Below are 22368 nucleotides of genomic sequence, written 5' to 3' on the forward strand. Positions count from 1 at the left end.
ATCGGGACTACCGGACAGAGGATGCAGATGCGAGCATTATGCGAAACATTGAAGCAGGTCGGTTCGGCTTTGCTTGCGCTACTTATAATCAGTATCGTGACATTTGCCGCGACCAGTATTCGTTCGCCTGAAGCAGTGGCAATGAATGCGCTGGGCCGCGAAGCGAGCACCGACGCAATCAACAATTTCATCATCCAGAACGGGCTTGACCAGCCATTGGTATTCAGGTTCCTGACGTGGCTCTGGCACTTCGTCCGCCTCGACTGGGGAATGTCCGCGGTGAACAACCGGCCGGTGAGCGAGGTTGTCATCCCTTGGATCAGCAACACCCTTGCGCTTTCAGTTGTCGCACTCGCTCTCGCCCTGCCCATATCCGTTTGGCTGGGGCTCTTGATGGCTAAGAAGTGGGGTACTGCCACGGACGTGGGTCTTCTCTCCCTGACAGTGATCCTGGCCGGCATCCCAGAATTCGTCGTGGCCATTATATTGATGTTCGTATTTGCTCTGTGCCTAGGCCTGGTGCCGGTCGACAGCACGCTCGCAGACCACGGGACTGTTCTGGAGCGTATCCAAGCCTATGTTTTGCCGACTTTGACCTTGGTCGTTGTGATGGTGCCGCATATGAGTCGTATCGCGCGCGCATCCGCTGCCGAAGCTCTACGCGCGCCTTTTATCAAGGCCGCAATCCTGCGCGGCATGAGTCGCAGCATTGTCTTGTGGGACTATGCGATGCGCAGCGCGGCTGTGCCCTTCGTCAACGCCGTGGGCATCAATGTCGTCTATCTGCTTAGCGGGGTAGTCGTCATCGAGAATGTGTTCGCATTTCCTGGCATTGGGCGGCTGCTCGTCCAGGCTGTGGCTTCCGGCGACACCAACGTGGTGCAGGCGATAGCAGTCGTCATGGGCACGCTTTTCCTCGCCATCAGCTTCGTTTGCGATCTTCTGGTGATCTATTTCAATCCGAAACTGCGCAGGCGGAAAGGGAGTGCATGAGCACGATTATAGTGGGCGGCGCTGTCACGGGTTCCCTGGACGCACCAGCCAAGCCGTCTTCCATTTTCAAACACGCGCTGCTCCACACGGTGCAGGGGCGTGTTGGAATAGCATCGCTCACATTGATCTTCCTGGTTATTCTGCTTGGCCCGCTGTTCGCTCCCTATTCGTACAGCGAACTCGGCGTCGGTGCGCCGCTTGAGCGCGCGTCGTTGGCTCATCTCTTTGGGACTGATCAGTTAGGTCGGGATATCCTGAGCCGGCTCCTCTTCGGCGGCGGGACAGTTGTGCTCGTGCCTTTGGTTGCCGTCACCCTGGCGTTTTGCATTGGAGGCGGTGTCGGCACCTACGGCGCCTACAAAGGGGGCAAAACAGATCTACTCATAACTCGCACATTTGATCTGTTTCTCGCTGTTCCGCCCCTGCTGCTAGCACTTGTTATAATTAGTGCCCTGGGAACTTCGCCAATGGTCCTCGTGGCTGTGGTGACGATTGTTTATATCCCTCGCATTGGCCGAGTGATACGCGGAGCCACACAGGGCATCATTACGAACGACTACGTTGCGGCGGCCGAGGCGCGCGGCGAATCTACTCTCGCGATTCTACTTCGTGAGGTCTTCCCAAATGTTATGGGTCTTGCCTCAGCAGAGTATGCTCTCAGACTTACCTATTCAATTCTGTTTGTGGCTACCCTGAGTTTTCTGGGCCTCGGCGCTCAACCGCCGAGCTCTGATTGGGGATTGATGGTCGCCGAATCCAGAGGGTTCATCTCCATCAATCCATGGGCAACCCTGGCCCCCAGTTTGGCTATCGCCATCCTCTCGGTCGGGTTCAACCTTGTCGCGGATGCACTGGCGAGCGTCGTCGGAGCCTCCGAAAACGGAAGAGTAGTGATTTGACAGCGGTCCTTGACGTCCGAAATTTGTCTGTTGCCTACCGGCAATCATCGGGGACACTGAACCACGTCGTCGAGAAGGTCGACCTGAAGCTATTTGCGGGTCAAGTTCTTGGTCTGGCTGGAGAATCAGGTTCGGGCAAATCAACCACTGCACTCGCTGCTATAGGTTATAAAAGCAGCAACGTGGCAATCACGTCTGGAGAGGCACTCCTGGGCGATCGCGACCTTCTCGTGCTGCCTCGAGAGGATCTGCGCGCTATCTGGGGCAAGGAGATCGCTTACGTCTCCCAAGACTCATATGGCGCCCTCAGCCCGGCTACAACCATCGGTCACCAATTCATTCAAACGATCCGGCGGCACTTCGCGATCTCCCATGCCGACGCTGTCGCTCGATGCATTGAGTTGTTGAGATCTGTTGCTATCCCAGATCCCGAGAGCGCTGTTGGTCGCTATTCTTATGAATTCAGTGGCGGACAACTCCAGCGCATCTGCATTGCGATGGCCATGGCCTGCAAACCCCGCCTGCTGCTCCTTGATGAGCCAACGTCGGGTCTGGATGTTACGACCCAGGCTCGGATTTCGGCGCTCATCCGAGAGTTGGTCTCGGAGAATAACGTCGCCACTCTCTACGTCAGCCATGATTTAGCTTTGCTGCGCGAATGCTCTGACGAGTTGGCGGTAATGTACAACGGGCGTGTGGTTGAATACGGGCCGACTGCAGCGATCGTTGACCGTCCGCAACACCCGTATACCAGCGCTTTGATCCGAGCAGTTCCAAGCGTTCGCATACCCGCAAAGATCGAAGGGATTTCAGGTCAGACACCCCCCAGCGTTGTTCTGGGTCGGTGCTCATTCTCTGATCGCTGCGCCTACAAACGCGAGGCTTGCGAACAGACAGACATTCCCGATCTTTTGCGCAATGACGGCGGCGTTGTAAAATGCCTGTTCCCGCTGAAAGGCCAGCAGGCTAGGGCGCGGATCGATACTGGACGCGCAACAGGCCTGAGCTCAACTGCACCGGTCCTGAAGGTAAGTAACATTTCGTGCCATTATCTCTTCAAAAAAGAACCAGCAGTAAACAACGTCTCGCTTACGCTACGGCCAAAGGAAATCATTGGCATCGTTGGAGAGAGCGGGAGCGGAAAATCCACACTGCTGCGGGCAATCGCAGGTCTTCAACCTTTTTCCGGCTCGATCGAGTTTGATGGAGAGGTCCTTGCGGCCTCCGCCCGCAAGCGTTCGAAGATCGCCAAGTTCGGCATTCAGGTCATCTTTCAGAATCCTGATACTTCGTTGAACCCAAGGCACACCATTTTTGACTTGATCCGGCGTCCGCTGGTCCTCGCCCGAGAAGGCAAGATCAGCCGATCTGACCAGCATGACATCGTGGTGGAGACAATGCGATCGGTCTCCCTCCCAACTAGCATCCTGGATCGATACCCTTCGGAGCTTTCCGGTGGGCAGAAGCAACGTGTTGCAATTGCTAGAGCCTTCGCACCGAAGCCCAAGGTCGTCTTGTGCGATGAAATCACGTCTGCCCTGGACGTATCGGTTCAGGCCCACGTCTTGCAGCTTCTGAGAGATCTCTCGGACAAAAGCGGCACCGCCATTGTTTTTGTCAGTCACAACTTGGCTGTTATCAGATCTCTCGCTGACAAGTGCATGGTGATGCATTTGGGAAAAGATATTGAACAGCAGCCGACAGAACAGCTGTTCAATTCCCCATTGCAGGAATACTCGCGAGAGCTATTGCGGGCTATTCCTGATCTGCAGTGTGGAGATAATGAGAATGCGTTCTCGCCAATGCGTGTATCGGTCAAAGGGGAAATAAATTGACGGGAACATCTGTTGAATATGGGTCGGATTTGGTGATGTCGCTTCTTCTTGAGGCGGGCATCGATACAATTACCTTCAATCCCGGGTTCAGTGTAAAAGGGATCACCGACTCGCTCGCCCATTTCGGGTCCGAATTCAGGGCAATCATGTGTCCCCAGGAGGGCGTCGCGGTTGCTGCCGCACACGCTTATGCGAAGGCGACGGGCAAGCCGATGGCCGTCATTCTGCATAACATCGTCGGTCTACAGAACGGGACCATGGCCATCTTCGACGCCTGGTGCGACCGAGTGCCGATGATCGTGCTTGGTGGTACCGGCCCGCTCTCGAAGGAGGACCGTAGACCATGGATCGACTGGATCCATTCAGCGCATGATCAGGGTGCGCAAATCAGAGAATACACAAAATGGGATGATCAGCCGCTCGACGTTGAGTCGGTGCCGGAGAGCTTTTGGCGGGCGTGGCAGACCTCGGTAGCCGTCCCGCAAGGTCCGGTCTACGTGTGCTTCGACACTTCCGTGCAGGACGCCCCAATCGGAAGTTCGGCGTCTACCCACTGGCGCAAGCTAAATAACGCACCGACGTCGCCGGCCCTCAGTCGGGAGCATGCGCAATCTGTTGCGAGCCGTCTTGCAAGCGCTACGCTACCCGTAATCGTTACCGATTTCGCTGGCGAGACACTTGAAGGTTTCAACTCGATTCGTGAGCTTTCTGAGTTACTGGAGTGTCCGGTAGTCGATTGCGGAGCGAGGTTCAACTTCCCGACCAATCACCGGCTCAATTTCAGCTATCTGGAAGAAAAAGTAGTGCCGCAAGCTGATCTGATCTTGGCGATCGACGTCGAAGATCGCGACGGCCGCGTTCTACCCCATATCCGTCCCGAGACGGAAGTGATCTGGATAAGCCCGGCGCACTTACGCATCCGTTCGTGGTCGCAGGACTACCTAAAGCTTCCGCGCGCCAGCGAGCAGATCACCTCCGCGGCTGCGCCTGCCTTGAAGGCCATCCTCCAGGAGATCGTTCACTTTCCTGATGTCGCCGAGCAATCCGGGCGCCGGCGCGCGCAGATCGAGGGCGTAGTCGATCAGGCGAGAGCGCAATGGCGCCAGGATGTGTCTACACAGACGGGCATCTCACTGGCGACTCTGGCCGCAACTATGAAAACGGTCCTCTCTGAACTCGATTGGACCCTGGTTACTGGGTCAATGTACGGGTGGGACAAAAAGCTGATCGACATGACCAAGCACCGCGCGCATCTGGGCGGCGAGGGCGGAGGGGGCTGTGGCTATATGCCAGGAGCCGCGATAGGCGGCGCTATTGGACTTAGCGACGGCAGTGTCCCAGTTGCAGTTATCTCCGACGGTGACCTTCTTTTCTGCCCGTCGGCTTTATGGACAATCGCAAATCAAAATCTTCCCATGCTGATTATCATGGACAACAACCGAGCTTACAAAAATACGCTGGCCCACGGACAGCGCGTTGCGACCCGACGAGGCCGCGCTGAAGCAAATGCGTTGCTGGGCAATGTTTTCACCGATCCGAAAATCGATTTCGCTGCTATGGCGCGATCATACGGGTTGGAGGCGTTCGGCCCGATAGAACGGCTGGAGGATCTAGAGAGCACTTTGAGAAAAGCAATGGATATCGTTCGTAGCGGACGCCCCGCTCTTGTCGATGTTGTGACAGAGCTTGTCATCTGACGCTTGTGGCCCCCGCGCGGCCAACGCGTTTCCCGACAGAATATGTACGATTTTAGGTGCTATTTTAGATGACAGAGATATGTTAATCTGGTAGATTAATATTGGCGGCGTTTCGGCCGTCCTAAAACAGGGGAACTGGTCATGAAGAAGCAGCAGGAAGCTGTCGGCTGGAACATCAGTCGACGCCACGCTATGATGCTTGCGCTAGGTGCTCTAGCGCCTTTGAGCATCGTAGATTCACTAATCTCTCAGGCGCACGCTGCCGGCAAAACAGAGATCAAACTCGCCATTGGCGATGCCCAGGTCAAAGAAACGCTTGATCCAGCGCTGTCTGAAATAACCAATTCACATGTCGTCGTCGGCGTGGTTTACGATCATCTGGTTCGTTATGATGCGACATATAAGCTAACGCCACATCTTGCGGAGCGCTGGGAGCCCAACAGCGACGCGACCGAATGGACATTCTATCTTCGAAAGGACGTCAAGTGGCATGACGGCCGCCCGTTCACCGCTGCGGATGTCGAGTATACGATCCGCCGCTTGATTGATAAAAATGTCGGCTCAGATCTTTTTGCGCGGCTTGCGCCCTCGATTGATCCCAAGCGTATCGTGGTGAAAAACGATCACGAGATCTCGATCGGCCTGTTGCGACCCGACGCGTTCCTTCCGCTTACTTTCGGCACGAGGCAGTCAGCGATCGTTCCGACCGGCTTCGAAACGCGGACAACGGACCTGAGCAAAGCCATCGGATGCGGTCCATTTAAGCTTGTCAGTTATTCGCCTGGCAAGGGCTGGGAAGCTGTAAGGAATGACGAGTATTATGGTGGAGCGTCGAAGATTGAGCGTATTCGCGTTTCTGTAATCCCGGAGCAGGCGACTAAGTTGCAGGCAGTGGTTGCCGGCGATTTCGACGCGTGTGATGCGATACAACCTTCGCTCGCTCGGACGATTGAGGGCAACAGCAAGGTAAAGCTGGCACGGCTCACCGCTGATCGAATGATGTGCATTGCCATGGATTCGACTCAGAAGCCGTTCAATGATCCGCGTGTTCAAATGGCAATCAAGCGCGCTATAGACCGCAAGAAGCTACTAGACCTTTCCTATCTAGGCTATGGCGAAGTCAGCAACGACATTCCCGTGCCTCCAACGGATCCCTTATATCCTTCAGACGTAGATCACTCGCAGGATATTGAACTGTCGAAAAAGCTGCTCGCGGAAGCCGGATATCCCAACGGTATCGATATCGAATTGGGAACGTCGGAATCGTTCGGAGGAATGGTTGATCTTGCCGTTGCCTTTGCGGGCATCGTTGCCCCGGCTGGAATTAGAGTAACCGTCAAGCAGCACCCGCCTTCGACTTATTGGGATCAAGTCTGGCTGCATGGGGCGATGTATGTGACCTACTGGACAACCCGCCACGCAGCAGACCGGCTTCCGATCACCTACGGCGAGGACTCCCATGTGAACGAATCTCGGTTCAAAAGCCCCAAGTTGCATGAGCTGGTTGCCGGGGCCCTGGCTACGCTGGATGAAGCGAAGCAAAAAAGCCTTTTTCAGGAGGCTTTGCGCCTCGTCGCCGAAGAATCCGGACTGATCGTGCCGTTCTTTATCGACAAGCTGTGGGTGGCTCAGTCGGCATTCGACCTTCGTGTGTCGCTGGAAACCCAGGTTGATCTGGCAAACTCGAGCTTTAGTTAGTCATTGCTTTTTAGGTATGTAGATAGGTTTTAACGTGCAAAAAACTATAATGCTTGAGTCCGTCATCAAGTCCGGCCCGTCGAAAGACGGGCCGGAGTGGGGGTCGGATGTCGTCGCTGCAATGCTGCACCGAATGGACATCGAATACGTTGCTGTAATGCCCGGTGCATCCTTCCGGGGAATGCAAGACTCGTTCGTCAACCACATAGGGAATAAGGATCCAGGTCTTCTTCTGTGCATTCATGAGAATTCCGCCGTGGGCATCGCCCGCGGTTACGCCAGGGCCTCCGGCAAGCCCATGGGGGTCATCTTGCATAATGTCGTCGGTCTCTTGGCCGGCTCCATGGGAATTTTCGACAGTTGGATCGACCGGAGCCCTATGCTCATCATCGGCAGCACGGGACCCGTAGACGCCGCGAAGCGACGGCCGCTGATTGACGGCATGCATACGGCAAACGTTCAGGGCAATCTGGTCCGCGACTTCACGAAATGGGATGATCAGCCCGCCTCGTTCGCAGCTCTTACAGAAGCTCTTCTCAGGGCAAATCGCATTGCGCGGCAGGAACCGCCAGGCCCTGTCTATGTCTGTGTTTCCACTGATATTCAGGAGGCACCGGTCCCAAGTGATTTTGTTCTGCCGGATCAGACCCGTTTCGCGCCCGCTGCATCGCCGTTTCCACCTCCTGAACTGGTTGAACAAGCAGCCTCTTGGCTCTGCAAGAGTCGATTTCCCGTCGCTATTGCCGACCGGTCCGGACGAGACGAGACTTCGAGCAAGGCGTTGGTGGATCTTGCGGAGATGCTCGCCATGCCTGTCCTTGACCAGGGCTGGGCATGGAGGAGCTTTCCTAGTCCGCACGACCTTGATTTCACCGGAGACGAGAAGGCGATTTTGTCGAAGGCGGACGTCGTTCTTGCGCTCGATTGTACGGATTTGGCCGGCGAAACGGCCGACCTGCCCGCAGGTGTTAAGATCATCAACATCTCGAGCGATGAGCTGCTACATCGCGGCTTTACCGCCGAATATCAAGCCCTGCCAGCTGTAGACCTACCTATCCTCGCTTCTCCGGCAACGGCCCTCCCAGAGCTCCTGCGATGCTGTAAAGCCAAAATTGAAGCCGATACGTCGTCGGGATCTCGGGTAGAGGGCCGGCGTACTCAACTAAGGGCGTTCAAGGCCGAGCTATCTGCACGACAAGCGGCGCTAATAGCCTCGAACCGTGCAGGGCAACGGCTGACCGAGACATCACTTTGGACGGGCTTGGCGGAACAGCTGGCGAATGAACCGTACTGTATCACTGTCGGCAATTCGCGTCGCCAAGCGCCTGGTGTGATGAAACTCGGGACGGGTTTGAGCCTCGACCTGTCCGGAGAAGCTGGCGGCGCCGTCGGCATGATGGTTCCCGTAGCGATCGGTAGTGCGATCGTTGTAAGCAAAAATGGCCAGCTCCCAGTCGCAGTCATAGGTGACGGAGAATTTCTTGCAGGCTCCTCGGCGATTTGGACGGCCGCCAAATACCGCATTCCAAGCCTGATTGTGGTCAACAACAACAGAAGTTTCCTCAGCGATGAGCATCATCAAGTCCGAATGGCGGAACTTCGTAATCGTCCCACGGAGAACGCCGGCGTGGCAATGAGCCTGGTGGACCCGTCGTGCGAGATTGTTTCTGTTGCGAAAGGCTTCGGAGCAATAGGTATTGGACCCATTACTAGCTACGACGAGTATCTGGCAGCGCTGAGTGAGGCGATCCCAATGGTTCGCGATGGTAAATGCGTCGTGGTGGAGTGCCTTACTGAGTATCGCAAGCTCAATGTCTTCAAAGAGCGGGATTCCGGGCGAACCTGACAGGCGAGTCCTATTTGCAATCAGGGCACCCCGCAGACCGAGAGATAGGAAAGCGGGTCGCCAAAGATTCTGCTTGACCAAAATAGCTACAATATGTATGTATCTAATTAGATCAATCAAGTAGGAGTGCATTCGATGAATCCTGGTCTCCATGCCATCGACGCCGCAAAGGCTCAGTCTTCAAGGAGCATGCGAACGGGTGAGGAGTATCTAAACTCGCTTCGGGACGGTCGCGCCGTCTTCGTTGATGGCGAACGTGTTCGTGACGTCACGACGCATCCTGCTTTCGCGGAAGGGGCAAGGTCGGCTGCTCGGCTATTCGACATCGCCTCTGACCCTGCGATGGAGGAGCGGATGACTTTCGTGTCGCCGACCTCTGGCAACCGCGTGTTGCGCGCTTATCAAATTCCTAAGAGCCACGCGGATCTTAAGGCACGGCGATTGGCGTCTGAAACGTGGTCTGAGGCCTCGTTTGGGATGATCGGCAGGTCACCCGACCACGTATCTGGTTTCTTCTGCGGCTATGCGGCACTTCCGGAAGTTTTCGCAGCCGGCGGCAAGGAATACGGCGAGCGCGTGGTTTCTTTCTACGAAAAGCTGCGCGAAAATCACCTTTGGGCGACCTATGCCATTGTGCCGCCGCAGATCGACCGGTCTAAGCCGGCGCACAAACAAAGTGATCCCACTCTCTACGCAGGTGTCGTGAAGGAGAAGGATGGCGGGATCGTGATTTCCGGCGCCCAGCAATTGGCTACTGCCGGGGTTTATTCTGACTACCTTTACCTAAGCTGCATTCACCCACTTCAGGCGGGTGACGAGAACTACGCCATTGGCGTCGCCATACCCATGAACGCTCCAGGTCTGAAGCTCTATCCTCGGCGTCCCTTCGCTCTGCAAGCTACCAATACCTTCGACTATCCGCTTACGAGCCGGTTCGATGAATCTGATTGTTTTGTGGTGTTGGACAACGTGTTCGTGCCGTGGGAAGAAGTGTTCATCTATCGCAACATTGAGGTGTGTCGCGACCAGTGGTGGAAGACACCCTCGCATCTTTATGGCAACCTTCAGGCGCAGGCTCGCTACGCGACCAAGCTCCGCTTTATGGTCGGCTTGCTGCAGCGAATGAACGAAACTACCGGTAACTCAGGGCTTCCGCCTGTGATGGTACAGATGGGAGAACTGACAGCCCTGGTGTCGATCGTGGAGAAGATGCTGGAAGCGCAGGAGACCACAGCGACCTATGATGAGCGCGGTTTCATGTGGCCTGATCCAGCGGCGCTTTATTCAGTGATGGCGCTTCAATCTGAGATCAACCCCCGCATGATAGAGGTGGTGAAAGAGCTGACCGGTGCAGCGATGATCACCATGCCTTCCTCGGTGAAAGATCTCGACAGCCCGGAGACTGCCTCCGATATTGAGCGCTACATGGCGTCCGGAATAACGTCTGCTCGCGATCGCATTCGGCTAATGCGGCTGGCGTGGGACTTCGTCGGCTCTGAGTTTGGTAACCGGCATCAACAGTACGAGAAGTTCTACGGCGGCGCGTCGTTCATTGTTAAGCAGAATATGCTGCGAAGCTACGACATGCGCCGCGCAACTAACTTGGTGGACAAAGCCCTTGCCCTCGATTAGTTCACTCCAGGCCTCAGGGCCTTCGCACAAACGAAGCGGCCAGCCCGTCACGTTAGAGGACGGCCGGGAACTTCGGAATGCTTTCGCGACGTTCGCGACGGGTGTTGCGATCGTTACCACCTGCGTCGGCGACGAGATGATCGGTGCGACTGTTAGTTCGTTCAACTCGGTTTCGCTTGTCCCTCCGCTTGTGTCGTTCAGCATTGCGCGGACGGCTCGGGCATTGGAAGCCTGGAACGCGACTGACCGGTTCGGCGTAAGCATCTTGGCGCGGGCGCAGTCCGAGCTTTCTAGCCGGTTTGCCAGGAGCATGGCGGATAAATGGAGCGGAGTCGAAATCCGTGAGGCTAATGTGATCAACGTTCCCCTGATCGGGGGAGCGCTGATGTGGTTTGAATGCGAAGTCTACGCGCGCTACGATGGAGGGGACCATATTATCCTTCTCGGGCGTGTTCTTGCCGCAACTCGCAACTCCGAAGCCGGGACCGATCCCCTCCTTTTCCACGGCGGTACTTATCGGCATCTCGCGCCCCCAGTGGGTTCGGAAACAATTCCAGACAACGCGATGTGGCCGCACGGATGGTAGGTACGCGACACGCTGCCCACCATAGCCGCCAACGCGGTGTCTGCTGTGCCCCGCCAACGGGACTGCCACATCATTGTCTTTCAATGCGGCTTGGGGAGTCGACGCGTCGCCGTTGCAGGTTGACCCTGCCAAATAGGGCATCTGAACCACTGCACATGCATCATTTGTCTGATAGGGGCTCGCCATGAATGTTGCCTACCGAGATCTTCGCGAATTCATTGGGTTGGTGGACGACATAGGCGATCTCCGGCGCGTTTCAGGCGCATCCCTTATGCATGAGATAGGCGCTATCACCGAAGTCGCTGCCGGCGACGCAAGCTGTCCAGCCCTTTTGTTCAACGACATTCCCGGCCAGGCGACTGGCAACCGCGTTTTCACCAACGCAACGGTCAGTGCGCGGAGAGCAGCGCTGGCCCTTGGCATAGATTACAACCTGCCAGCACTGGAAGCACTGAAGCTTTGGAAAACTCGACGCACGAGCTTGGAGCCGATCGCGCCTGTAGAGACTAAAGACATCCCAGTTCTGGAAAACGAAGCGCGTGGCCAGGATGTTGACCTCTCTCGTTTCCCAAGCCCAGTCTGGCACAAGCTGGACGGGGGCCCCTATATCGGGTCTGGCAGCGTCGTCCTGACGCAAGACCCCGATACTGGCTGGGTCAACTGCTCGATCTACCGCGTCCAAGTCCACAGTCGAAATCGCGTCACTATTCAATTCGATCACAACGGACGTCATGGTGCGATCATTTCGAAGAAATATTGGGATCGCGGCCAGGCCTGCCCCGTGGCCGTCGTCAATGGCCAGGACCCATCACTGTTTATCGCTGGCTTTGAGTATCTCCCGGAGGGAGCATCAGAACTTGACTTTGCGGGCGCCATCCGCGGAGCGCCGGTAGAGGTGTTCAAGGGGCCGCTTACTGGCCTTCCGATCCCCGCGCGGGCGGAGATAGTCCTTGAAGGGCGATTACTGCCGATGGCTGTTGAAAGCCTTCCAGAAGGGCCGTTCGGGGAGTTCACCGGCTACTACGCGGCCGATTCTCGACCAGGCCCGGTGATGGAGGTGGACGCCACTTACTTTCGCAACGATCCAATACTTTTCGGCTCTCCGCCTTTGAAGCCACCACGCTTCCATTTCGGATTGTCGTTCCGTGCTGCCAGCATCTGGAGCAACCTGGAAGCAGCTGGTGTCACCGACGTAGTAGGAGCTTGGCAGCACGTTTCGCAACTGATGACAGTCGTCGCAATCCGGCAGCGCTACGCCGGTCATGCTAAGCGCGCAGCGCTCATTGCGGCCGCGCATAGCTATATGGGGCGTCTAGTGGTCGTGGTCGATGAAGATATCGATCCCACAAGTCTCAATGACGTAATGTGGGCCATAACCACGAGAGCCGAACCGTCTGAGGATGTGGACATTATCCGGAACGCTTGGAGCTCTTCGCTCGATCCTCGCATCCCCCCAGCGCATCGGGATATTGGTTTGACCTCACATTCGAAAATGATCATCGATGCCTGCATTCCGTTTCAGCAGCTGGGCACCTACGCGCCCACCACAGCGCTTGGCATCCAAGAGGCCCAAGGAATCCGGCAGAAGTGGCCGCAGGTATTCAAGTAGAAGGGCGGCCTCCAATCCCATGCGAAGGCCGGCGCCGATAACCGGAGTGAGGTCTGGGTATAATTTATTCGCACAGACCCTGAGCCGACGTGCCCTTTCCGTAGCGGTCGTTGCCGATTAGTCATCGTGCTGGTGATCGGCGCTGTTGGAGGCTCACTGCCAACTTCGCGAACTGTTCACATTCCTCGTCATTTTCCTCGGTCGCGCCTGCACGGCTCCAGCTGACCAGCAAAGCAGTCGACCGTGGCATCGGCAAATTGCACAGTACGCCAGCTTCTGAACACGGATGATTTGCACTGCCGTTAGGGTGCCTGCATCCATCTTGGCGACTTCGCTCTCACCGGAGGCACGGGATCCCGGTCGGCGTCGCCTTGAACAGTGCTGCCGTCCCTTGCCAGACCGAGTGAGCAAATGGGGCCGAGGCGCTGCGGACAACAATGTCAGTTTGTATCCGAAGTTTATCCAGGTCGATTGGCGACGGACATTCAACCAAGGACGCTGACATGTCGTCGCGATTTGGACCCATTGTCGAGCACCATCAAATCACCGTGGAAGTGAACGTGCGTTGATTTGTCGGCGTTCGTAGGAAGACCCGCATCTACGTTGCGGGCCGCCCCCGAACCCATCAGAAAGCAATGTTGACATTCTTGAGCTGAGTGCATGCAAGAAGTTCCTCGATGGATTCCTCCCGTCCGAGGCCCGACTGCTTGTAGCCACCGAATGGCGCGCCAAGGAAATGCGTGCTCGAGCCGTTGACCCAAATATACCCAGCCTCGACCCTTGCGGCCGCACGGTGGGCGGTACTCAGGTTTTCGGTCCAGATCGAGGCGGTCAACCCCAGCTCGGATTCGTTTACAGCCTGGAACAGGCTCTCTTCGTCAGACCAGCGAATGATGGACATTACCGGACCAAAAATCTCTTCGCGCGCAATTCGCATAGACGGCGAGACATCTTTGAAAATTGTCGGAAGGTAGAAGAAGCCTCCAGAAAGACGGGGATCCTCTGGCCTCTTACCACCGAAGATCAGCGTCGCTCCGTCCTCCTTGCCGTACTCAACGTAACGCTCTGTCTTTGCCAATTGCTCTGCACTGACGAGGCATCCCATGTCCGTGTCCGGGTCGGATGGAATGCCGGCCGTGAGTTTCGACACGGATGCCACGATGTGCCCAATGACCTCGTCGTAAATACTCTCATGCAGGAAAACACGAGATGTCGATCCGCAGGACTGGCCACACCATGTAAAATTCATGCCCTGGACCGCGCCAGCTGCGACCTTCGCGGGGTCTGCATCGGGAAAGGCTATCAAAGCATTTTTGCCCCCTAGTTCGAGACTGAGTTTCTTTAACGTCCCGGCCGCGGAGCGAGCGATGGCCTTTCCTGTGGCGACTGACCCGATCAAGCCAACCATGGCGACTTTCGGGTGCTCGACAAGCGCTTGGCCGCATTCGAGTCCTCCCGGCAAAACAGTGAATACGCCGGGTGGAAACAGGTCGCCGACCAGTTCTGCAAACAGCAGCGTAGACAGCGGCGCCTGGGCGGGCGGTTTCATAACGATTACGTTACCCGAAACGAGCGGGGCGGCTGCACGTTGGGCGGCAAACAGAAATGGATGGTTATACGCATTGATACGCACAACCACGCCGAGGGGCTCCCTCACCGTGTAGTTGATTGAATCTGCAGTGAAGGGGATCGTGGTTCCCTTTGCTTCCGTAGCAAGTCCTGCGAAGAACTCGAAGGTGGCGGCTCCGGATTCGGCGTCCTTAATCATCCGCTTGTATGGGCCACCAGAATCGACAGAATCTGTCAGAGTTATCCGCTCGGCATTGGCTCTGATGATTGCTGCCGCCTTGCGCAACAGTGCGACCCGATCTTGCAACTTTGTTTGTCGCCACTCTCGGAAGCCTGCCTGTGCGGCGTCTACAGCGGCGTCAACATCCGCCTTACCTGCAATCGCGGTGATGCCGAGACTTGCTCCGGTAGCAGGATCGAAAACCTCTTCGCTCAAACCCGTCAGAGACTCGTGCCATCCGCCACCATAATAAAGCTTGCGGTGCGAGGGGAGGGCAGCCTGGATCTTGGATTGCATGAAGGGTCCTCGTGACGAGCGTTCAATCTAGAAGTTATAACTACAAAATGTACGTTTCTTATCAAGCTTTTTTTGGAACGAGAACGGAAGGATCGCAAGGGGGAACACAAATGTCGCGGATATGAGTGTCCTGCGGAAATCCCCAATCCCCTCTTTGATTGAGTTAGCTTTGTGATGTAACTAGTGCTCCTTGGGATTGTAGGCTTATCCCCTACGGCTGCGCAGATAGAGGTATATGGATGGCGAAAGTGACAACGACCAAGGAACTCGCTCAAGGGGGAGTACGAAAACGCAAGTCGCAGCCAGCGCCCTTTTCTCCCCCGTTAACCGTTTCACACCGCGAGCTCTTGTACAAAGGTAGCGACGACCGCTTTCGACAGGTGATTTACCTTTTCGTTGAGGTGCTGGGACGCTTTTCGGTCTGCCGAGATGCGTTTGGTCGCTCGATCGGTCTGACCGGTTCGCAGTTCGCCGTCCTCGCCGGCGTTGCATACCGGCAAGGTGAGCAGGGCGTCACGATAAAGCGTTTAGCTCAATACATTCATCTCGCGCCGACGCACGTAACGACGGAGGTCGGCCGGCTTATCCGTATGGGCCTCCTGCAAAAATTCGCTGCTGACGATGACCGCAGAAGTGTGCTTGTCAGTTTGACTGCGGTTGGCGAGGAGACGGTCGCAACTGTCAACCACTTCGTCCGCCGCGTAAACGACGTCTTGTTTGAAGGTGTGTCCGCAGAGGATCTGGAGCGCGCGGAGGGCGTTTTCAACCGTCTGTCGCGCAACAGCGAGTTCGCCATAGCCGAGCTTAGAGTGGCCGAGCGTGAGAGCGCTGAAAGTGATAGTAGGTGGGGCATGGGCCGGTAAGGGGGATACAGCGCCCGTGCGCCCAGCACATTTGAGCCTGCAAGCGTTTCAAAATTCCCAACAAGTCGACCTGATAATTCCAGCATTCGACATTGCCGCATCTAGCCGAATTTGCGTTCACCTCTTGTTGTTGGTGACGCTGACGTCCAGCACCACCATTTACCGCGATCGAACGATGCGCTTGAAGGCACCTGTCGATGCCAGCCATGAGGGCAACCCGAACGCCGTGGCCTGGCGCGTAAGAACCGCTTCCCGCGCCCGCGATATCCCGACATGTCTGAAGGAGCTAGCGAACCTGTTTTTGAATCAAGTCGACGCCGCCAGCGGTCATGCCGTGGGCGAACCATGATGCGACCTGATTGAGATTTGGCCTGACCGCATCGGCTACGAGCAGATGCGCTACTGAATAGGATGCTATTATTTCGATAGCATGCTGCACATCGGTAGCGCTGTGCACCTCACCTCGGGAAATCGCTGCTGTGAAGGCAGTCTCCATTTGGCGAAAAGTTTGAAAGACCACCTGTCGAAGCGACGATTTCACTAAAGGGGCTGACACAGCCTCTGCGAACATACACTGCAATATCTGGCCTGATCCACGAGACCAGCTGTTAAATACCTGCGTCAGGCAGGCGGCTATGTCCTCTTCAAAGGAATCTTTAAAAATTGGGGCGGCGCCATGATTTCTCCTCTCGTAGATATCTTTTAGCAAAGCAAACTTGTTTGGCCACCATCGATAGATCGTTGGCTTGCCCGCATGTGCTCGTCGTGCCACCGCCTCAAAGGAAAAGCCTGCGTGACCAGCCTCCAACACCAGGCTTTCAGCCGCCTTTAAAATAGCGTTCATTGTCTCGTCGCTTCTCCTCGGTCCAACTGAATGCCTGCTCATTGCCATCCACACCTTTCCGTCGAAACCGAAGCCGCTCAACGAAATGACAGGTGCCTTGCACAGCGGGCTACGGCACCCTTCCCGCACTTCGATCTTGCGCTAGATAGCTACATCATATACATTTATCGAAAGGTCTGTGGTTGTATAACTAGCGGTGCCTATTAGATGTTTGGCAAAGGTCTCATCCAGGTGCACGACGACTCGACGGGATGCGACTACTTCATCCTGGCCATCGACGGTCAAACTTTTGTTGCTCATCGGTCAAAACCAGATTTTGGCAGGAGCTGTAAAAGCGATAAATCGCTAGTTCCAGATCGGCCTCGACGTGCAATTAATTTTTCGATCGCGAGATTCGGCATCACAGCACAGTACCAGGGCTGGGCAAAGAATTTGCAGTGCCGATCGGTGCGTGGAATCGCGAATTTGTTGAAGCAGCTCGTTCGCACTATGTCATCGCGATCGAGGCGTTCTAGATGGTATTCCGCCCGAACCTAGAGCTTTGGCGTTAACGCGCTTGGGTCGCCCATTGGAGCCTCACAGCGGCCAGTGCTATCGGTAAGCCATCGTTGTAGGGGCCGATGAGGCATAAAATCATCCGATCGAGGATACCGAAGCGGACAAGTGTGAAAGAGCGGTCTGTGGCGGCACGCCGCAACAGAGGGCGATAATTGCGGCCATGTCGTCAAAGTCCTGAACATCCATCTTGCGCCCAAGATGCGAGCTGTAGAGCGCGATGTTCAAGGCAGCCCTTGACGCGGAAACCCGGAGCCCAGACGGTAGGGTGCCAGTATGTTCGACGGCACCTCCAACTAGAATCGTTTGCTCGGCATGCTCGGTGTCAATCTCGACCTTCAGAAGTGCACGGTAGAGGTCGCCTGTTTGTCCAGCCGGCAGGTTTGCCATGCCGCCTTTTGACGCCTTGCGGGCCGCGCGCGTTGGGAGAACCACCGTGCGGTGCCACCGCACAGCCGGAGCAATTATTGCGTCGAACGCATTTTGGTCGAGGTAGGTTGCTGAAGGATCGGACCACCAGAGGCAGAAAAATGCGATATTTACATCAAGCCCAAGCGCATCCTGCAGATTGATACAACGCTCCTTCACTCCTGGGCGGGCGTAGAGTTCTAGAGAAAAACTCCACAAGTCCTTCTCTGCGACGTGAGGCATTCCGTCCTCCCAAGTTCGATCGGGTGCGAGTTAAACCAGCAGTGGGCAAGCCGCGAGCAGGACTGTTCACGCTGTCATTTGTGCGCGAGGGGTGCGTATAGTGCTGGAACCTATGCTCCGGACCACCTGACGAGATCCGGAGGCCTCATTCCAAAGAGATCGAGCGCCCTGCCCACGGTATGATCAACAATGTCATCAATCGTCTGAGGGCGAATATAGAATGCGGGAACCGGTGGCATAACGATAGCACCAGCTTCAGTCACCTGCACCATGCTTTTAAGATGCCCAAGATGAAGCGGGGTCTCTCTCACCAACAGGACCAGCCGTCGCCGTTCCTTCAGGACGACGTCTGCCGCGCGCGTCAATAAGCTCGAAGTAGTGCCATGCGCTATCTCCGAGAGGCTCCTGATGGAGCAGGGCGCCACAATCATGCCAATTGTTTCGAATGAGCCACTTGAAATCGAAGCGGCAACATTTTCGTTGCGATGAACAACGCTAGCCAGTTCCTCAATCTCTTTGATCTTGAGTGAGACCTCATGCGTGGCCGTCAGCTTCGCTGATTTACTCATAACAAGGTGAGTTTCAAGATTCAGACGGCGTGCGATCTCAAGCGCCCGTATCCCGTAGATAATGCCCGAAGCTCCGCTAATTCCCACAATCAGGCGTTTCGACGATCCGGTCAAATGCTACCTCCAAAAATCAACCAACCTATCCTCGACGAACTGCAAAACATATCAAGGGGTGCATCGCCTGAGCAGGTGCAAAGTCGCCGTCCATCTTAAACGTTGCTTGAACCGCGGTTGCTTCAGGAGATCGCTCAACGAAGATTGGGGACGACGCTTAGACGACCGTTAAATGCAGCCAATCCAATGGCGGGGCGGTATATGCTCCTCGCTGTCCACCGTCACGCTAACATCCAGACCGCAGAAGTCAAGACATGTGAGCGAATAACATTTCATGATAGAACATCGTTGTAGGTAACGGCTTCCCTGCGCGCACAACGAGCTATCTCCCAGGGACGTCTCGCGCTGCACGTGGCGGTTGGCTTGAATGGCTTGAATGCGGAGCTTCGCCATCGCCTTAAAGGCAGGAGCCATGCCGGCAACTCGTGAATAGGGCGGAGGTCTTGTTCATAAACTGGAGCACTGCCTCGGGCGATGTTTCGAATCAACCTTCGCCTACAGGGTTCAACATTATGCATTCCACCTTGTGCTCGAGCTAGGCAGCAAGCTTCAGAAGCCGTGGTAACCCGCTCTCGCGGCGGGTGAAAGGTCAGCTCGCGCGAGAACCCGGGTCCCACCAGCGGCATCAACTCGACGCTCTCGATACGGGCAGCGCCCTGGTGCAGGCAGAGAGGGGGCGTAATGGCGACACAGACGCCGGTCGCCACTCTGGCGGCGAGTGCGTCGGAGGTGTCGAATTCGAGCATGCGCGGCGGCTCCGGGCGTGGCGGGCGAAGATGCCACTCGACTTGCGTGCCGCTATGCGAGTGCGCTTTGTGCCAAATGAGCTGATGGTGAGAGAATATCTCGCGCCCGGCAATCGGGACCGAGGTTTTCGAGACTAACAAGAAACAGGGCGCGCTAAACAGCGGATGACCGATGCCGCCGTCACCTCCTCGACGAAGACCTAGTTAGCGCCCATCCGGGCTGGCATGACGCTTTGCGATCCCACCTTAGCTCTGGCCAATCATCCCGCTGCGGCCCGTGTTTGTGTTCACAAAATGGTCTAGGTCAGATCGTGGCAAGATCGAATCCGTAAAAAATGGGCCACTCTTTGTTGGAGCGGCCCCAGCTGGGGAGACAAATCAGATGATCAAAACCGTCCGTTTGGCGTTATTCCAAAGCAAGTTCCGACACGACCCAGTGCATCGACAAGAGTTCGATACCTTTCCGGCTGATGTCTTGCTGCGACTGCGTCGGTAGGGTCAGTTCGGCCCAAACCCGGGCGAAGTCGGGCTCCCGTCGTCGAGTTTAGACAGCCAATCGATCAGGGCCGGGCGGTAGCGTGTAAGGCCCTTGTAGGTTGCAAGTTCTTCGGGCAGGTCGCGGATGACGCGGTGCAGGCGCCGCGCCCATTTCGGCTGCGTCACCAGTTCGTCCATCTTGATCAGGTAGCAGCGGATCGGGAAGACGATGCCGTTGGAGCGCGGCAGCCGCCAGAAGCTCTGCAATTCGACCCGCAGATGCACCTTGTCGCCGACGTTCTCGGGCGTCACCGTTGCCCGGTCCGGGCCCCATTTGTGGTAGTTTTCGGGGCTGGTATCGAGGCGCGGATTGACGGTCATCGTCCAGTTCAGTCGCCTGGCCGGTTTGCCCTGCTGGATATTGGTGAGGAATTTCAGCGCCCTGACGAAAATCCCCTTCTCGTGCGCCAGCGGCACTGGCGCGTGCCACTCGAAGAAGTTCATGCCGATGTCGAAATCGAGCGACCAGTCGGCCTGGGTGGTGACCATGCCGGCATCCATCCACAGATTGCCGTCGCGCTGGTCGAGGATGCAGAAATCGCCCTGGCTCTGGCGGGTGATGTATTCCATCGGCCCGTAAGGCAGCGTCGAGGTGTCGCCGAAGGTGAAGGTGTCATCGATGCCGAGCGGCCGGTTGATCCAGCGCCAGCGATCGCCGTTTCGCTCCAGGGTGAAATGCTCGGGGTAACCCAGCGCCTGCTGTTCCATCAGAAGCTCAAGCAGGTCCCAGCCGGCCAGCGTCATGTGCGGCAGCGACTGGCAGCGCAGCGGGTCCTCGGCCAGCACCAAAGCGCGGTCCTGCATCTCGGCGACATAGTGCTCGTCGACGTCGATCAGGTTTTCCAACACGCTGCCCTTGGGACCAACAACATGCGGCTCGATATTGACCGCATACATGTAGCTGTCTTCGTGGAACGGAAACGGGAAGCGCTTGATCTGCTCCGGGCTGTTCCTGAAGGTAAAGTCGCCCCGGAACGTCTCTTTTCTAAAGTCAATTCCCATAACATCCTCCTCCTGACCGACGAACGCGCCGATATGCCTCAGCGTTCAAGCACCAACGATTTGCCCTCGAAGCGGGAGACGCATGGCATGATCTTGCAGCCTGAACGGTGGTCTTCCTCGCTCAGCCAATGGTCGTTGTGGATGAACTTGCCGTCATACGAGATGACGTTGGTCTCGCACTGGCCGCAGACGCCGCCGCGGCAGAGATAGGGCGGATCGACACCGGCGGCTTCGATGGCTTCAAGCAGGCTTTGCTGCTCGCCGATGCGGATGGTCTTGCCGCTGACGGCAAGTGTCACGTCGAAAGGCAGGCCGGGCTGGGGCGCCGCGAAATGCTCGTAGTGTACGGTCTCCGAGGGCCAGCCCAGCTCTGCAGCGCGGGCGCGGACCCAGTTGATCATGCCGGCCGGGCCGCAGACATAGAGATGCGTGCCCAGCGGCTGCGACGACAACAGCCGGTCCAGCTCGATGCGCTCGTCGCGATCGTCGTGATAGAGCCTGATGCGGTTGCCATAGCGCTCCTGCAGCACGTCGGCATAGGTGCCGAGCGAGGCGGTGCGGCAGGTGTAGTGCAGTTCGAAATTGCCGCCGGACCCGGCGAGCTGCGCGGTCTGCGCCATGAACGGCGTGATGCCGATGCCGCCGGCCAGCATCAGATGCTTCTTCGCCCTGAGGTCGAGCGAGAACAGATTGACGGGGTAGCTGACCACCATCTCCAGGCCGGGCTTGACCGACCGGTGCATGAACAGCGAGCCGCCGCGGCCGACATCGTCGCGGCGCACCGAGATGGTGTATTCGCGCGTGTCGAGCGGCGAGCCCATCAGTGAATAAGGATTGAGCCTTGTGAGGTCGCCGTCGCGCATCTCGACCACGACATGGGCGCCGCCGGAAAAGGTCGGCAAAAGCTCCCCGTCACGGCGGCGGAAATGGAAGCGCGTGACCAGTTCGTTGACCGGGACGACATCGCTGACCACGACATCGAGCTTGGTGGTGCCGGTGCTCATCGGAAGATCTCCTCCATCGGAGGGATTTCGCTGCGATCCTCGGCGTTGATGCAAACACCCTGGAACGCGGCAAGGCGCCGCGAATAATGATCGCGCACCAGAAGCAGCAAGCCGCAATGTGCGCAGGTCGCCGGCTGCGTCGTCACGTTCTCGGTGATGCCCTTGCAGTGGACGCACTGCATGCGCCGCGCCAGCGAGCCCCGATGCTCGGTCTGGATCGAGGTGTGGTCGATGCCGGCTTCGAGGGCCACCTGCATGGCCTGGCCAATCAGGCCTTCGGTACCGGCAAGGTAGAGACGCAAGCCCATATGCGCGTTGGCCAGCGTTTGCTTCAATCGCGGCAACAGGCTGGCGAAGGACGGCGCCTGATGAAACTGCCCCGGCTTCAGCGCTTCGAGAGCGGCGACGTGTTTGCCGTCCGGATCCGGGATATAGACGATTTCGGCGCCTTCGAAAAATCCGGCCGGCGCTCTTGCGGCCATATCTGAAATAGCAAGAGCTCCTTCCGCGTCAGCAACAAAAAGGTGGTGGCTTCCGGTCTGCGGGGACAATGTTCCGAAGACCGGCCGACTGAGAATCGTCTTTACCGGCGTGGTGTCCAA

The 22368-nt window shown here is 56.8% G+C and carries 17 protein-coding genes; 10 read left to right on the forward strand and 7 right to left on the reverse strand.

What is annotated here, in order from left to right; all coding sequences use genetic code 11:
- The first annotated feature begins 21 nt into the window (after positions 1 to 21).
- The 9 genes from EN845_RS06455 to EN845_RS06495 all read left to right on the forward strand — a co-directional run bounded on the left by EN845_RS06455 (position 22) and on the right by EN845_RS06495 (position 12795).
- The gene (locus EN845_RS06455; protein ID WP_135906873.1) at positions 22 to 993 is read left to right on the forward strand and encodes an ABC transporter permease; all 972 of its coding nucleotides are present in this window, start codon (positions 22 to 24) and stop codon (positions 991 to 993) included.
- Entirely contained in the window at positions 990 to 1892 is a 903-nt protein-coding gene (locus EN845_RS06460) for an ABC transporter permease (RefSeq protein WP_135880840.1), read from the forward strand. Before EN845_RS06455 ends, EN845_RS06460 begins: the two co-directional genes overlap by 4 nt.
- Positions 1889 to 3727 carry an ABC transporter ATP-binding protein gene (locus tag EN845_RS06465; RefSeq protein WP_167531266.1) on the forward strand — a complete coding sequence of 613 codons (1839 nt, stop codon included), beginning with the start codon at positions 1889 to 1891 and terminating at the stop codon, positions 3725 to 3727. The genes EN845_RS06460 and EN845_RS06465 overlap by 4 nt, the downstream gene beginning before the upstream one ends.
- A gap of 32 nt (positions 3728 to 3759) precedes the next feature.
- A complete protein-coding gene (locus EN845_RS06470) occupies positions 3760 to 5424 on the forward strand; it encodes a thiamine pyrophosphate-binding protein (protein WP_281041055.1) in 1665 nt (554 codons plus the stop codon).
- Between the two features lie 141 nt (positions 5425 to 5565).
- Positions 5566 to 7122, forward strand: a complete 1557-nt coding sequence (locus tag EN845_RS06475; RefSeq protein ID WP_135906876.1) for an ABC transporter substrate-binding protein — start codon at positions 5566 to 5568, stop codon at positions 7120 to 7122.
- A gap of 49 nt (positions 7123 to 7171) precedes the next feature.
- Positions 7172 to 8968 carry a thiamine pyrophosphate-binding protein gene (locus EN845_RS06480; protein WP_135906877.1) on the forward strand — a complete coding sequence of 599 codons (1797 nt, stop codon included), beginning with the start codon at positions 7172 to 7174 and terminating at the stop codon, positions 8966 to 8968.
- 135 nt (positions 8969 to 9103) lie between these two features.
- A complete protein-coding gene (locus EN845_RS06485) occupies positions 9104 to 10600 on the forward strand; it encodes a 4-hydroxyphenylacetate 3-hydroxylase N-terminal domain-containing protein (RefSeq protein WP_135906878.1) in 1497 nt (498 codons plus the stop codon).
- Entirely contained in the window at positions 10587 to 11186 is a 600-nt protein-coding gene (locus tag EN845_RS06490) for a flavin reductase family protein (RefSeq protein ID WP_272483028.1), read from the forward strand. The genes EN845_RS06485 and EN845_RS06490 overlap by 14 nt, the downstream gene beginning before the upstream one ends.
- Positions 11187 to 11370: 184 nt before the next feature.
- On the forward strand, positions 11371 to 12795 hold the full coding sequence (locus tag EN845_RS06495; RefSeq protein ID WP_135906879.1) for a UbiD family decarboxylase: 1425 nt from the start codon (positions 11371 to 11373) through the stop codon (positions 12793 to 12795).
- Positions 12796 to 13420: 625 nt separating this feature from the next.
- Here EN845_RS06495 and EN845_RS06500 read toward each other — a convergent pair.
- Positions 13421 to 14881 (reverse strand): aldehyde dehydrogenase family protein, encoded by a 1461-nt coding sequence (locus tag EN845_RS06500; protein ID WP_135880833.1) that lies wholly within the window; start codon positions 14879 to 14881, stop codon positions 13421 to 13423.
- 239 nt (positions 14882 to 15120) lie between these two features.
- On the opposite strand from EN845_RS06500, the gene EN845_RS06505 reads away from it, so the two are divergent.
- Positions 15121 to 15744, forward strand: coding sequence for a MarR family winged helix-turn-helix transcriptional regulator (locus EN845_RS06505; protein WP_135906880.1), 624 nt, complete (start codon positions 15121 to 15123; stop codon positions 15742 to 15744).
- 286 nt (positions 15745 to 16030) lie between these two features.
- Here EN845_RS06505 and EN845_RS06510 read toward each other — a convergent pair whose 3' ends face one another.
- From EN845_RS06510 to EN845_RS06540, 6 genes are all read right to left on the reverse strand, one after another.
- On the reverse strand, positions 16031 to 16588 hold the full coding sequence (locus EN845_RS06510) for a TetR/AcrR family transcriptional regulator (RefSeq protein WP_245511647.1): 558 nt from the start codon (positions 16586 to 16588) through the stop codon (positions 16031 to 16033).
- A gap of 633 nt (positions 16589 to 17221) precedes the next feature.
- A complete protein-coding gene (locus EN845_RS06515) occupies positions 17222 to 17794 on the reverse strand; it encodes a TIGR02444 family protein (protein ID WP_135906882.1) in 573 nt (190 codons plus the stop codon).
- Positions 17795 to 17904: 110 nt separating this feature from the next.
- Positions 17905 to 18477 carry a UbiX family flavin prenyltransferase gene (locus tag EN845_RS06520; protein WP_135880828.1) on the reverse strand — a complete coding sequence of 191 codons (573 nt, stop codon included), beginning with the start codon at positions 18475 to 18477 and terminating at the stop codon, positions 17905 to 17907.
- A 1244-nt stretch (positions 18478 to 19721) separates the two neighbouring features.
- Positions 19722 to 20762 (reverse strand): DUF3445 domain-containing protein, encoded by a 1041-nt coding sequence (locus EN845_RS06530; protein WP_135906884.1) that lies wholly within the window; start codon positions 20760 to 20762, stop codon positions 19722 to 19724.
- A 38-nt stretch (positions 20763 to 20800) separates the two neighbouring features.
- Positions 20801 to 21766 carry a PDR/VanB family oxidoreductase gene (locus EN845_RS06535; protein ID WP_135906885.1) on the reverse strand — a complete coding sequence of 322 codons (966 nt, stop codon included), beginning with the start codon at positions 21764 to 21766 and terminating at the stop codon, positions 20801 to 20803.
- Positions 21763 to 22368 carry a dimethylamine monooxygenase subunit DmmA family protein gene (locus tag EN845_RS06540; RefSeq protein ID WP_135906887.1) on the reverse strand — a complete coding sequence of 202 codons (606 nt, stop codon included), beginning with the start codon at positions 22366 to 22368 and terminating at the stop codon, positions 21763 to 21765. Before EN845_RS06540 ends, EN845_RS06535 begins: the two co-directional genes overlap by 4 nt.

Origin of the sequence: Mesorhizobium sp. M8A.F.Ca.ET.202.01.1.1 (assembly GCF_004791595.1) — a bacterium.
GTDB lineage: Bacteria > Pseudomonadota > Alphaproteobacteria > Rhizobiales > Rhizobiaceae > Mesorhizobium.

Bases quoted from the DNA above. Each gene is read 5' to 3' on its own strand.
- EN845_RS06460 (WP_135880840.1), top strand. From the start codon at position 990: ATGAGCACGATTATAGTGGGCGGCGCTGTCACGGGTTCCCTGGACGCA.
- EN845_RS06455 (WP_135906873.1), top strand. From the start codon at position 22: ATGCAGATGCGAGCATTATGCGAAACATTGAAGCAGGTCGGTTCGGCT.
- EN845_RS06485 (WP_135906878.1), top strand. From the start codon at position 9,104: ATGAATCCTGGTCTCCATGCCATCGACGCCGCAAAGGCTCAGTCTTCA.
- EN845_RS06500 (WP_135880833.1), bottom strand. From the start codon at position 14,881: ATGCAATCCAAGATCCAGGCTGCCCTCCCCTCGCACCGCAAGCTTTAT.
- EN845_RS06530 (WP_135906884.1), bottom strand. From the start codon at position 20,762: ATGGGAATTGACTTTAGAAAAGAGACGTTCCGGGGCGACTTTACCTTC.
- EN845_RS06535 (WP_135906885.1), bottom strand. From the start codon at position 21,766: ATGAGCACCGGCACCACCAAGCTCGATGTCGTGGTCAGCGATGTCGTC.
- EN845_RS06480 (WP_135906877.1), top strand. From the start codon at position 7,172: ATGCTTGAGTCCGTCATCAAGTCCGGCCCGTCGAAAGACGGGCCGGAG.
- EN845_RS06505 (WP_135906880.1), top strand. From the start codon at position 15,121: ATGGCGAAAGTGACAACGACCAAGGAACTCGCTCAAGGGGGAGTACGA.
- EN845_RS06475 (WP_135906876.1), top strand. From the start codon at position 5,566: ATGAAGAAGCAGCAGGAAGCTGTCGGCTGGAACATCAGTCGACGCCAC.
- EN845_RS06495 (WP_135906879.1), top strand. From the start codon at position 11,371: ATGAATGTTGCCTACCGAGATCTTCGCGAATTCATTGGGTTGGTGGAC.
- EN845_RS06515 (WP_135906882.1), bottom strand. From the start codon at position 17,794: ATGCCTCACGTCGCAGAGAAGGACTTGTGGAGTTTTTCTCTAGAACTC.
- EN845_RS06510 (WP_245511647.1), bottom strand. From the start codon at position 16,588: ATGAACGCTATTTTAAAGGCGGCTGAAAGCCTGGTGTTGGAGGCTGGT.